This window comes from Arenivirga flava (assembly GCF_030161575.1).
In the GTDB taxonomy this organism is placed as follows: Bacteria; Actinomycetota; Actinomycetes; order Actinomycetales; family Microbacteriaceae; genus Arenivirga; species Arenivirga flava.
In genome coordinates, this window is record NZ_BSUL01000001.1 from 952,216 (window position 1) to 964,391 (window position 12,176).

The 12,176-nt window shown below is 73.1% G+C and carries 12 protein-coding genes, 1 tRNA gene and 1 pseudogene; 3 read left to right on the plus strand and 11 right to left on the minus strand.

The genetic code is table 11. From position 1 onward, the window contains the following. Nucleotides 1-20: 20 nt before the first annotated feature. Entirely contained in the window at nt 21-932 is a 912-nt protein-coding gene (locus QQK26_RS04685) for an elongation factor 4 family protein (RefSeq protein WP_284230516.1), read from the minus strand. Beyond that, on the minus strand, nt 854-1,837 hold the full coding sequence (locus tag QQK26_RS04690) for a GTP-binding protein (protein ID WP_284230518.1): 984 nt from the start codon (nt 1,835-1,837) through the stop codon (nt 854-856). Before QQK26_RS04690 ends, QQK26_RS04685 begins: the two co-directional genes overlap by 79 nt. A gap of 214 nt (nt 1,838-2,051) precedes the next feature. On the opposite strand from QQK26_RS04690, the gene QQK26_RS04695 reads away from it, so the two are divergent. Next, nucleotides 2,052-2,579, plus strand: coding sequence for a PadR family transcriptional regulator (locus tag QQK26_RS04695; protein WP_284230520.1), 528 nt, complete (start codon nt 2,052-2,054; stop codon nt 2,577-2,579). 1 nt (nt 2,580) lies between these two features. Here QQK26_RS04695 and QQK26_RS04700 read toward each other — a convergent pair whose 3' ends face one another. The 8 genes from QQK26_RS04700 to QQK26_RS04735 all read right to left on the minus strand — a co-directional run bounded on the left by QQK26_RS04700 (nt 2,581) and on the right by QQK26_RS04735 (nt 10,768). Next, nucleotides 2,581-4,281 carry a bifunctional 3'-5' exonuclease/DNA polymerase gene (locus QQK26_RS04700; RefSeq protein WP_284230522.1) on the minus strand — a complete coding sequence of 567 codons (1,701 nt, stop codon included), beginning with the start codon at nt 4,279-4,281 and terminating at the stop codon, nt 2,581-2,583. Nucleotides 4,282-4,332: 51 nt separating this feature from the next. Beyond that, entirely contained in the window at nt 4,333-4,662 is a 330-nt protein-coding gene (locus QQK26_RS04705) for a hypothetical protein (RefSeq protein ID WP_284230524.1), read from the minus strand. 104 nt (nt 4,663-4,766) lie between these two features. After that, a complete protein-coding gene (locus QQK26_RS04710) occupies nt 4,767-5,531 on the minus strand; it encodes a glycosyltransferase (RefSeq protein ID WP_284230526.1) in 765 nt (254 codons plus the stop codon). Next, entirely contained in the window at nt 5,501-6,061 is a 561-nt protein-coding gene (locus tag QQK26_RS04715; protein ID WP_284230528.1) for a hypothetical protein, read from the minus strand. The genes QQK26_RS04710 and QQK26_RS04715 overlap by 31 nt, the downstream gene beginning before the upstream one ends. Nucleotides 6,062-6,087: 26 nt before the next feature. Further along, nucleotides 6,088-8,286: a glycoside hydrolase domain-containing protein gene (locus QQK26_RS04720; protein WP_284230530.1), complete on the minus strand. Its 2,199-nt coding sequence runs from the start codon at nt 8,284-8,286 to the stop codon at nt 6,088-6,090. A 119-nt stretch (nt 8,287-8,405) separates the two neighbouring features. Further along, a tRNA-Ile gene (locus tag QQK26_RS04725) sits at nt 8,406-8,483 on the minus strand. Nucleotides 8,484-8,538: 55 nt separating this feature from the next. Beyond that, complete coding sequence (locus tag QQK26_RS04730) at nt 8,539-9,759, minus strand: glycosyltransferase (protein WP_284230533.1); 1,221 nt, start codon at nt 9,757-9,759, stop codon at nt 8,539-8,541. Between the two features lie 61 nt (nt 9,760-9,820). Further along, a complete protein-coding gene (locus QQK26_RS04735; protein WP_284234445.1) occupies nt 9,821-10,768 on the minus strand; it encodes a DMT family transporter in 948 nt (315 codons plus the stop codon). Nucleotides 10,769-10,815: 47 nt separating this feature from the next. Here QQK26_RS04735 and def point away from each other — a divergent pair. Then, nucleotides 10,816-11,381, plus strand: a pseudogene (def, locus tag QQK26_RS04740) (peptide deformylase). A gap of 17 nt (nt 11,382-11,398) precedes the next feature. Then, nucleotides 11,399-11,743, plus strand: coding sequence for a hypothetical protein (locus QQK26_RS04745; protein WP_284230535.1), 345 nt, complete (start codon nt 11,399-11,401; stop codon nt 11,741-11,743). Here the strand turns inward: QQK26_RS04745 and QQK26_RS04750 are convergent. Further along, nucleotides 11,712-12,164: a VanZ family protein gene (locus tag QQK26_RS04750; protein WP_284230537.1), complete on the minus strand. Its 453-nt coding sequence runs from the start codon at nt 12,162-12,164 to the stop codon at nt 11,712-11,714. The two genes, QQK26_RS04745 and QQK26_RS04750, sit on opposite strands and share 32 nt — an antisense overlap. Nucleotides 12,165-12,176: the final 12 nt, after the last annotated feature.

The following is a 12,176-nucleotide window of genomic DNA, read 5'->3' on the forward strand; positions in this document are numbered from 1 at the left end:
GCGAACCTCGCCCCGCCGACTCAGATGCCGAGGATCGATCGGAACACCTCGTGCGGGATGTCCTCCCTGGTGAGGGCGCTGCCCTGCGACCGGGAGCGGCTGGCGCGCTGGCGTTCGGCGAGGCGCTTCTTCGCGGAGACGCTGCCCTCGAAGCCCTTGCCGAGGGCGCTCTTGCGGATCGGGGGCAGGTCGGCCCGTCCGATGACCTTGCCCTCGACGACGGCTTGCAGCGGGATCGGGTACAGCTGCCGCGGCAGGCCGTGCTTGAGCTCGGTGATGAGCTGCTTGCTGCGCTCGAAGGCGGCGCTGCGATGGGCGATGAACGCGAAGGCGTCGACCGGGGACGTGTCCACCAGGATCTCGACCTTGACGAGATCGCTGGGACGGTAGCCCTCCAGCTCGAAGTCGACCGTCGCGTACCCGGCGGTGAGCGCCTTCAGCTCGGAGAAGAACTCCACGGTGGTCTCGGCCAGCGGCATCGCGGAGACGAGGCGGGCGCGCTGCTCGTCGATCGCCAGATCGAGGAAGTCGCCGCGGCGGCGCTGGCAGAGCTCCATGAGCACACCGAGATGCTGCTGCGGAGCTTGGATCGTCGCGGTGACGTAGAGCTCCTCGAGCTCGAGCAGGCGGTGACGGGGCGGCATGAGCACGGGGTTGTCGACGATGACCGGGGTGCCGTTCTGCAGACGCACCCGGTACGGCACGGTCGGCGCGGTGGCGACGACCTCGACCTCGTACTCCCGTCGGAGCCGTTCCTGCACGACCTCCATGTGGAGCAGCCCCAGGAAGCCGCATCGGAAGCCGGCACCGAGCGCCGCGGAGACCTCGGCCTCGAACCGCAGCGCAGCGTCGTTCAGGGTGAGGCGTTCGAGCGCGCTGCGCAGCGTCGCGACGTCGCTCTCCCCGGTCGGGTAGATCCCGGAGAAGACCATCGGCTCGGACGGCCGGAGCTGCGCCGCCTCCCCGTGGGGTCCGCCTCCGGATCGACGAGGATCTCGCCCGGACGGACGAGGGTCGCGTCCTTCATGGCCGCGCTCACCCAGCCGACCTCGCCGGCGAGCAAGGCTCCGGTGACCTGCGCGGCGGGCGCGAAGACCCCGACCTCCGCGGGCACCAGGGAGGTGCCCGACGAGTGCGCGAGCATCCGCTGCCCGGCCAGCAGCGTGCCGTCGACCACCCGGACGTGCAGGACGACGCCGGCGAAGGGGTCGTAGTGCGAGTCGAAGACGATGGCGCGCAACGGCGCGGTGGCATCGCCGCTCGGCGGCGGCAGCTGGGCGATGATCTGCTCGATGAGCTCCGCCACGCCCTCGCCGGTGCGGGCGGAGACGAGCACCGCCGCCGCCGCGTCCACGCCGGGCAGCGCGTCGAGTCCGTCAAGGGCCGCGGCCACATCGGCCAGCGGGCTGTCGATCTTGTTGACGACCGGGAGCACCGCCAGACCGAGCTCGTTCGCCAGGCGGAGATTGGCCACGGTCTGGGCCTGCACCCCCTGGGTCGCGTCGACGAGCAGCAGCACGCCGTCCGCCGCGGCGAGGCTCCGCGTGACCTCGCCGGTGAAGTCGACGTGTCCGGGCGTGTCGATGAGATGCAGCTGGTGGACCTCGCCATCGGGGCCCTCGGCGAACATCCGCACGGTCTGCAGCTTGATGGTGATGCCGCGTTCGCGTTCGAGATCCATGCTGTCCAGCACCTGCTCGCGCATCCGTCGGGCCTCGACGGTGCCGGTGGCCTCGATGAGCCGGTCGGCGAGGGTCGACTTGCCGTGATCGACGTGGGCGATGATGGCGAAGTTGCGGATGCGGTGGGCGGGCAGGGACGACCGGAGGCGGTTCACGAGGGCTCGTTTCGATGACGGGCACCACTCGACGACGCCCGAGGCGTCGGAGTCGGTGCATCAGTTGTCTGGGATGGCCGCTGGGCGGGCCGGACCGGGCCGAAGCCCTCGAAACGATCGCCGCGGGTACTCTACCGCGCGGCACCGTGGCCGCCGCCGCGGGCGTCGGGCAGAATGACAGCACCGTCCGCCGCGATCGAGGAGCGCCCGCCGCATGCACGTCCGCAACGGCCTGCTCGCCGTGCTGCTGCTCGGTCCCGCCTACACGCAGCAGCTCGCCCGCGAGTACGCGCGGCGCAGCGGCGCGCCGATCAACTCGGGTCAGGTGTCCGGCACCCTCGAGCGGCTCGCCAGGGACGGCATGGTCGAGCCGGCGGGCACGGATGGCGCCGGGCGGCGGCGCCACGGCCTCAGCCTCGACGGGCGCAGCGCGGTGGAGGCCTGGGCCGAGTCCGGCGTCGACGAGGACTCCGGCGCCGTCCTGCCGCTGCTCGCCTCCGTGGACGGCGCGTTGGCCGTCGGCTACGCATCCGCTCGACTCGCCCTGCTGCGCACGGCGGTGGATGCGCCGACGGAGACCGGCTGGCCGGAGGCGCTGCAGCGCGAGCGCAGCCGGGCGCTCGCCGCGGCCGAGGCCCACTGGCTCGCGTCGGCGACGGCGGAGCTCGCCGACGACGAGACGCGCTACGAGCTGCCGCTCGCCGAGGAACCGCGGCGCGGGCGCCCGCAGCGCAGCGCCTGAGTCACTTCGCCTGCCCGTAGTCCTCGACGATCGCGGCGGTGACCGGCACGTCGAGCGGCTCGCCGGGGAAGAGCAGCCGGCCGGCCTCCAGCGCGCCCTCGCGCACGATCAGGGCGGCGTCCTCGGCCTGCTCCTCGGGCACATGCACGATGACCTCGTCGTGCAGGAAGTAGACCAGGTGCGCCTGCTCGCCGAAGGGACCCGGCGCGCGACCCGCCGCGGCGGCCTCCGGCAGCTGCCGGAGCCCGCGCCGCACCGCGGCCATCCAGGCCAGCGCCCACTCCGCCGCGGTGCCCTGCACCACGAAGTTGCGGGTGAAGCGGCCCCACGAGCGCGCCTCGGTGCGCGCGCGGCGCACCTCCGCATCCGCCGCATCGGGTTCCGCGGCCCGCGCCTGCAGCGCCCGCCATTCGAGCGACGGCGACGGCGAGCTGCGGCCGAGCAGCGTCGAGACGACGCGTCCCTGCTCCCCCTCGCGTGCCGCGTGCTCGACGAGCGCGAGCGCCCTCGGGAAGGCGCGAGCGAGCTGCGGCAGCAGCCGGGCGCTCTCCCCCGTCGTCCCGCCGTACATGGCGCCGAGCATGCCGAGCTTGGCGTGCTCGCGGGTGGCGACCACGCCGCGGTCGACCATGCCGCGGTAGAGGTCGCGGCCGCGCCCCGCCTCGCGCATCGCTCGGTCGCCGGCGAGGGCCGCGAGGATGCGCGGCTCGAGCTGGGCGGCGTCGGCGACCACGAGGCGCCATCCGGGATCGGCACGCGCGGCGCTGCGCAGCTGCGCGGGCAGCTGCAGCGCGCCGCCGCCGTTGGTGGCCCAGCGGCCGGTGACCACGCCGCCGGGTACGTAGTCCGGCCGGAACCGTCCGCCGCGCACCCAGGCGTCGAGCCAGTTCCATCCGTTCGCGGTCATGAGACGGGCACGCTTCTTGTACTCGAGCAGCGGAGCGATGGCCGGATGATCGATCTCCTGCAGCTCCCACTGGTTGGTGGAGCCGACCATCACGCCGATGCTGCGCAGCTGGGCGACGAGCACCGTCGGCGAGTCGGGGTTGAGCGCCCGCAGGCCGGTGATCGCGCGCAGCTCGTCGAGGATGCGCTCGAGCCCCCGCGGCCTGCGGCCCGGCGCGGGACGCGGCCCGAGCATCGACTCCAGCACGGCCTCGTGCCGCTCGCGATCCCAGGGCAGACCGGCGCGGCGCAGCTCCACGGCGATGAGCGCGCCCGCCGACTCCACCGCGAGCAGCGCGCCCAGGGCTCCGGGCGCCGTCGACGCGGCGATGGCAGCGCGCTGGCGGGCGTACTCGTCGAGGGCGTCGGCGGGCAGCTCGCCGAGCGCGTCCGCGCCCAGGTCGAACAGCGCCTCCCCCGCGTCGGGTGCGGCGGGAGGCAGGGGTTCACGATCCCATCCGTCCGGCGGCGACCCTGCGAGGGATGTCCCCGCGGTGCGGGCCGAGCGGCGCAGGATGGCGCGGCTGAGCCGCAGGTCGTGGCAGCGGGCCAGGCGCACACCGGCGGCGACGACGGCGGGGTACCGCAGGGCGGTGTCGTCCCACACCCAGCGCGGGCGCTCGGCGACCTCGATCGCCCGCATCCGCTCGGCCAGGCCTTCGGGAGCGACGGTCTCCGGCTCGGCGGACGGCGCGCCGTGCTCATCGAGACGGGTCAGCCGCGGCGCGGCGGCGGGACCGTCGAGGAGCACGTGCATGCCCCCAGTCTGCCGTCAGCCGCCGACCAAGGGCCGCGGGACGCGGGACGCTCAGGCGAGCAGGGTGAGCATGCCGACCACGGCCAGCAGCGCCGTGACGCCGGCGGCGGTCGCCGCGATGACGGCGAGGCGCCGGTCCTGCCGCATGCGGCGGGCGATCGCGCGCTCGAGCGCCTCGGGCTCGAGGCTCGCCTGCGCGGCGCTCTCGCTGTCGAATACCCCCACCACCGCGCCGACCTGGTCGGTCGCGATGTACCGGGTGCCGCGATGATCGACGAATCCCGCGTAGCTGCCGTCGCGCGTGCCGACGGACACCGTCGGATCGACCGTGCGCCAGAGGATCGGGGCCGCCCGCTCGGGCGCCGCTGCGATGCCGGTCATGGTGCCGCCTCCGATCCCGGGTGGAGCACGACCCCCGCCCCGGGGGCCATGGCGCCACCGTAGCGCTCCACGGCCCCCGAGTCGAGATGCTCGACGGGATCGCCTCAGGCGACCGTCACAGCGCGACGCGCTGCGTCGGGCAGCGCGGCGAACAGGCGGTCGAACACCGCGCCACGGTCGAACTGCAGCGCGTGCTCGCGGGCGCGCCGACGGCGGCCCTCCCGCTCCTCCGGCGCCAGCGCGACGGCCTCGTCGATGGCCACGGCGATGGCGTCGGGCGCGTCCACGGGCACGATGATGGCGGTGTCGCCGACCGCCTCGCCGACGCCGCCGGTGACGGTCGTGATCACGGGGCCGCCCCCGGCGAGCATCGACTCCGCGAGCGCGATGCCGAAGGTCTCCACGAACTCCGGCCGCGGCTTGGTCGGCAGCGCGTACGCGGCGCTGCCGGCCATCAGGTACGGCTTCTCGCCGTCGCCCACGTCGTCGAGGAAGCGGATGCGGTCGGCCGCCGGCGAGGCCGCCGCCTGCTCGCGCAGCTCCTGCGCCTCCGGGCCCCGCCCCGCGATCACGAGCGTGTGCGTGCTGGCCGCCGCGCTGCGCGCGAAGCCGTCGATGAGGTCGTCGACGCCCTTCGCCCGGGCGAGCCGCGAGAGGAAGAGCACGTAGCCGTCGCGCTCGAGTCCGCGGGCGGCGAGCGCGGCGTCGATGCGGGACTCGTCAAGGTCCACGTACACGCTCGTGTCGATCGCCGGGTAGGAGATCGCGACCTTCTCCCGCAGTCGCGGGGCGAAGTCCGTGCCGCGCTGCAGGTCGAGGCGCTCCGCCTCCTCGACGATCAGGTCGCGCGTGTACTCCGACACCGCCACGGCGTGATCCTGCGAGAGGTAGGCGCCGAGCAGGTGCGCCGCGGCCCCGAACTCCCCCGTTCGACGCAGGAGCGCACCACGTTCGTCACGTCGGAGCCGACGGCCTCCGCGATCGTGGTGACCTCCACCGGCAGGCCGGTCATGCGGGCGGCGGCCAGCGCATCGGTCACCGCGATCATGTGCGGGCTCAGGTAGAGCGACAGGCACACCGTCGGCACGCCGTCGGTGAAGAGCTCGACGAGCCTGCCCGTGATGCCGGCCACGTAGCGCCCGTCGGGCACCTTGTAGTCGCCGACCGGCTCGGGGCGCTCGACATGGATGCCCTCGCTGTACGGCAGCACGTCGTCGAGCGGCTTGAGCGGCAGTCCTGCCTGCTGCAGGCGCTCGATGGGCCAGGTGACGATGCGCACCTCGTCGAAGCCCCGCAGCAGCGCCGTCTCGGCGAGGTTGCGGGCCTCGACGGAGTGGCCGCAGATCACGGGATCCGCGCGCACGACGATGACGAGGCGGCGGTCGGGGACGTGGTTCACGGTGGTTCCTCTCACGGGGCGGCGGGTCAGTCGGTGGCGGAGGGTCGGGAGGGAGGCGAATGCTCGGCGCCCCATCCGCTCGCTTCCGGACCGAGCTCGAGGTGGAGGTGTCCACCCCCGTGGAGCTCGGCGGCGTGCAACCAGCTGCGGTCGAGACGACGGCCGTTGAAGCTCGCCGACCGCACGTACTGCGCAGGCCCGCCGGCGAACGGTTCGACGAACCCCGTCGTCTCGATGCGCAGCACGGCCTCGCCGAGCCGGACGGTCGTCTCGGCCACCGCCGGCGCGTTGACCAGGAACAGGGCCTGCCCGGCCACCGGGAAGAGACCGAGCGTCGCCCAGACGTACCAGGAGCTGAGGCCGCCGGAGTCGTCGTTGCCCGGAAGTCCGCCCCGGCCGGTGCCGAACTGCTGATGGACGATGTCGTGCACGATCTCGGCGGTGCGGTCCGGGCGGCCCACGTAGTGGTAGGCCCACGGCGCCTCCATGTCGGGTTCGTTGTTGAGCCCCTCGAAGCGGCCGAGCGCGAAGCCGTCGCGGATCTCCTCGGCGGCGGGGCGCACGCCGGGCTGCACGACCGGCTCCGCGCCGACGCCGAAGAAGCGGTCGAGCAGCGCCGTGAACGCCTCCGGCCCGCCGGCGAGCTCGATGCGCCCGGCCATGTCGTGCTGCAGGCGGAACGAGTAGTTCCACTTCGTGCCCTCGTAATAGGTCGAGTCGAGCAGCAGCCCGGTCTGCTCGTCATAGGCGCCCCGCCACTGCTCCGCGAGCGGCGCGAAGTCCTCGAGCAGCTGGCGGTCGCCGACCACGGCGGCGACCTTCGCCGTGCACCAGTAGCCGAAGGCCAGGTCGAGGGTGTGGGTGATCGGATGCACGGCGCCGTACTGCAGGAACTCCTCGCCGTAGGTGCGGCGCAGGTCGTTGTGCAGGTGCACGAGCGCCCACTCCCAGTCGATGCCCGGCAGGCCCAGCTGGCAGAGGTCGGCGAGGAAGGTGTGCGCGAGGGCGCTCGCCTGCCGGGAGAAGGCGTCGCTGCCGCGGGTCATCCGGTAGCCGATCGGGAAGTTGCCCTCCTGCTCGCAGATCGTGAGCAGCGCGTTGGCGAGCTCCACCGCCTTGTCCGGGCGCAGGGCCGTGATGAGCGGCAGCTGCGTGCGGTAGATGTCCCACATCGTGCTGAGGTCGTAGACGAAGGGACCGTCCGTCGGCCAGAACGGGCTCTCGTCGAGCGCGAGGCACGGCTTGATGAACGAGTGGTACAGCGCCGTGGCGAAGACCTGGCGGCGCTCCTCGGACGGCGTGACGATGTCGATCGACGCGAGCAGGTCGCGCCACGCGGCGCCGGTGCGCTCGCTGCGCTCCTCGAAGCCGTGCCGGCCGCCGTCCGTGTCGCGCTCGAGGTTGCGGCGCGCCTGCTCGACGCCGCGCAGCGAGAAGCCGAAGCGGATCTCGACGGTCTGCCCGGCGCTCGCCGGTCCCGCCCACATGATGCCGAACGGGCGCAGGGTGGTGGGCCGGATCGACCCGAAGTCGAGGCGGGTGCCGCCCGGCATCAGCCGTCGGTCGTACCAGAGCATCTGCCGCCACTGCTCGGCGTCGGTCTCGATGTGCACCGCGAGGGGTGCGCCCTCGACGACGATCTCCCCCTGCGCGACGCCCGGCGAGAGCGCCTCGAGGTGCGCGCGCAGCGGCACGGTCGACGAGTACGGGATCGCCAGCCCACCGAGCGAGAGGTCGATGACGACGCGGGCGTTCGGATGGTTGGGGAACGTGTAGCGGTGCACGGCGCTCTTCGGGCCGACGGTGATCTCGGCGCGGATGCCCGAGTCGAGCGTCGCCGCGTAGCGCCCCGGCTCGGCCTCCTCGTCGAGCAGGTCCCAGGTGCGGCCGAGGGCGTCGAGCGGCTCGACCATGGGCGTCACACGGAAGTAGTTGTAGTACTTGCGGATCGCGCCGGTGCCGGACTGCTGGAAGTGCGTGAAGCCGGAGGCGAGCTGACGGTCGTAGAGCTCGGGCGGTCGCCCGTCGGTGCTGATCGTGTGCCGACCGTAGCCGGTGGGGTACGCGCCGGAGTAGGCGCAGGCCGACACCATGCCCAGGGGGTACGTCGCACCGGGATGGGTGTTGCCGATCTGCGGCTTCGGCCACCACCACGTCGCCGCGAGCCCGGTCTGCGGCGGCAGCTCGGTGGGCTCGGTGCCGATGAAGGGGTCGACGGCGCTCATCTGCATCGGGATGCCCTCTCCCGCGGAGCAGGGGTGCGGCCGCGTGCTCCGACGCTAGGGAGCGCGTGTCTCGGGCGCGTTACGGCCGGGTGACGGTCAGACGACGGCACGGAGCCGGGTGGTGGGGCGGGCGGGACTTGAACCCGCGGATCGTCGTGTTATGAGCACGCTGCCTTGACCAGCTTGGCTACCGCCCCGAGCGGATGCGCGCCCCCGTGGGACCGCATCCGCCGGTCCGAGCGTACCGTGCGCTCAGTCCTCGGCGGTCGCGACGGGTTCGATGTCGGTGACCGGGTCCTCGACGCGCAGCCCGCGGTACAGCGCCTCGAAGGTGCTGAGGGTGCGGTCGATGTCGTGCGGCTGGATGAAGGCGAGGCTGTTGCGCTTCAGCGCCGTGAGCTTGCGCTCGCTGGCGGTCAGCACCTCGGTGAGGCGCGCGGCGAGCGCCGGCACGTCGCCGGGCTCGAAGAGGTAGCCGTTCTGGCCGTCGTGCACGAGGTGCGGCAGCGCCATCGCGTCGGCGGCGACGATCGGCAGTCCCGAGGCCATCGCCTCCATGGTCGCGATCGACTGCAGCTCGGCGGTCGACGGCATGGCGAACACCGTGGCGCGGGTGTACGCCTGCTTGAGCTCGTCGTCGGTCACGTAGCCCGTGAACACCGTGCGGTCGTCGATGCCCAGCTGCTTCGCCATGCGCTTGAGGTTCTCGAGCTGGTCGCCGCCGCCGACGATCTCGAGCCGGGCGTCGAGGGCCGGGTCCAGCTCCGCCACCGCGCTCAGCAGCTGGTCGATGTTCTTCTCACCGGTGACGCGCCCCACGAAGAGGATGCGATTGCCGGTGCGCTGCTCGAGATCGGGCGTGTAGTCGGAGGCTCGGATGCCGCAGCTCACGGCGTGCACGTCGGTGACGTCGGTCGCCGCCTCGAGGAACTCGGCGGCGCGGCGGGTGGGCGTGGTGATCGATTCGACGTGCTGGTAGGTCTTGGCGGCGTCGGCCCACGCCATCCGGACCGCGGTCGCCCGCAGGAACTGCGGCAGCAGCGTGTGCTCGAGCATGTTCTCGGGCATGAAGTGGTTGGTCGCCACGATGCGGATGCCGCGCTGCGCCGCCTGGCGGGCGAGCCCGCGGCCGATGACGATGTGCGACTGGATGTGCACCACGTCGGGCCGGAAGTCGTCGAGCACCTTCGCGGCGTTCTGCTGGCTGCGCCAGGGCAGCGCGAAGCGCAGCCAGTCGTGCGGGTACCAGCGCCACGAGTAGATGCGGTGCACCGTCATGGCGGCGCCGGCGTGCTCCTCGACGAAGACGCCCGGCCCGGGTCGGTTCGCGGGCGCCATGACGCGCACGTCGTGGCCGCGCCGGACGAGGCCGGCGGCCAGCTCCGCGGTGAAGCGGGCTGCGCCGTTCACGTCGGGGGCGAAGGTGTCCGCCGCGATCAGGATCTTGAGGGGGCGCTCGTTGTCAGGGCTCACCGGATGGGTCGTCCTCGTCGTCGTGTCGGCCGCACCGCGGTGCGTCGGGGGTTCTGCAGGTTCACGGCTCGCGCGCCTCCGCGCTCGCGACCTGCGGGTGGTGCTTGGCGAGCTGGAAGACGCCGTAGATGGCGATGGCGCCGGCTGCGGCGAACAGCACGCCGGCGATGGGCGGCGCCTGGCTGGCCTCGCCGAGCACGACGATGCCGATCACCACGGCCACGATGGGGTCGATCACCGTGAGGCCCGCGATGACGAGGTCGGGCGGGCCGGACGAGTAGGCGGTCTGCACGAAGTAGCCGCCCAGGGCCGCCGCGAGCAGCAGGCCGACGATGCAGAGCACGGTGAGCCATTCGAAGTCGCCCTGGGTGATCCGCCCGATGACCACCTTGGCGAGCGTGGCCACGAAGCCGTAGAGCACGCCCGCGGCGAGGATGTAGAACAGCGCGGCAACCCGGTGCCGCAGCGCGACCCAGGCGCCGCCGAGCAGCAGGCCGACGACCGCGAGCACGATGAGGATCGTGACGAGGTGCTCGTCCGTGACGCGGGGGTCGACGGCGGTGAGGGCGGCGACCGTGACGAACAGGGCCACGCCGCCGACGCAGAAGGCGATGGCGCGGATCGCCCCGCCGCCGAGCCGCACCTTCGAGATGCGGGCGTTGAGCACGGCGGTGATGACGAGCGCGACGGCGCCCAGCGGCTGCACCACCGTGAGCGGCGCGAGGTTCAGGCTCGTGAGCTGCAGCACGATGGCGAGACCGAGCAGCAGGGTGCCGATGACCCAGGAGGGGCGGGTGAACAGCGCGAGCAGGTGGCGCAGGTCGAGGCCGCTCTTCGAGGAGCGCCCGGAGGTCTGCTCGACCTTGCCGACGCCGCGCGACTGGTACTGGGTGCCGAAGGACAGGAAGACCGCGCCGAGCAGGGCGATCGGGATGCCGATCGCCTGCGTCGGATCGATCCGGATCTGCTCGGTGAGATCGCTCAGCTCGTTGAGCTGACTGAGGTCCATGGGCACCCGACGACTGTACCGGCCCGTGCGGCGGCTAGCCTGGAGGCATGGCCGTCCTCCCCATCCGAATCACCGGCGAACCGGTGCTGCACGCCCCCGCCGACCCCGTGACCGTCTTCGACGCCGAGCTGGAGCAGCTCGTCGCCGACATGTACGAGACCATGGACGCCGCCCCCGGGGTGGGCCTGGCCGGACCGCAGGTGGGCGTGGGGCTGCGGCTGTTCGTCTTCGGATGGACGGACGCCGAGGGGCGCGAATGGCGCGGCGAGGCGATCAACCCGGAGCTCTGGCTCTCCCCGCCCCCGTCGGCTGGGCCGACGAGGACGACGACGCCGAGGGCTGCCTGTCGGTGCCCGGCGAGCGCTTCGAGCTGCTGCGCTCGCAGCGGGCGGTCCTGCGCGCCGTCGATCTGCAGCAGCAGCCGTTCGAGATCGAGGCCGAGGGCTGGCTCGCCCGCATCTTCCAGCACGAGTACGACCACCTCGACGGCGTGCTCTACGTCGACCGCCTCGAGACCGGCCTGCGCAAGACGGCCGAGAAGGCGATCAAGAAGGCGCGCTGGGGCGTGCCCGGCCACAGCTGGATGCCCGGCGAGGACGACCTCGACGCCTGAGCGACGAGCGGATGCGGATGAGCGAGCAGCAGCCCCCGGACGACCCGGGTGGTCCCCTGCCCGGATCGGACGACCCCTCGCCCCGTCGCCAGCCCTCGCTGCAGCGCCCGAAGAGCACCGTGTGGCTGGTCATGACGCTGCTCTTCGGAGCGCTCTGCCTGCCGTTCCTCATCGGCCTCGGGCTGGGCGGCGAGCCGCAGCGCACCGGCGCGCTGATCGTGGCCGCGGTGATGGTCGCAGCCGTGCTCATCCACCGCAGGGTCGCTCCGGGTCCCGTGCGCATCCGGCTGCTGCTGACCACGACGCTGCTCGTGCCGGTGGCCTTCGCCGTCATCGTGGTGGCGGTCGCCGCCGAGCTCTGAGCGGCGCGGTGCCGCCCGGCCGCCCCGCCGCCAGCCTGCCCAGCCCCGCCCCGAGCGCCGCGCCCAGACCGTTCGCGAGCAGGTCGCGCGGATCGGGCACGCGCGTCGGCAGGAACTGCTGCGCGAACTCGATCGTGCAGGTCAGGACCAGTCCGACCAGCACGGCCAGCCACCAGCGGCGACGGCCGAGCAGGAGCGCGAACAGCAGCCCGATGGGCGCGAACAGGGCGATGTTCGCGGCGAACTCCACCGTCGGCACCTTGAGCCAGGCCAGCAGCGGGATGCCCGCCAGCGCGTCCACGATCCGGGCGACCAGCGCCTGGCCGTCGCCGTCGAGCGGCTGCGGTCCGAGCGTGATCCAGCCGACGAGCGCCAGGTAGGCGGCCGTGAGCGCGGCGAGCGGCGGCCGGTGACGGGTCATCCCAGCAGTCTG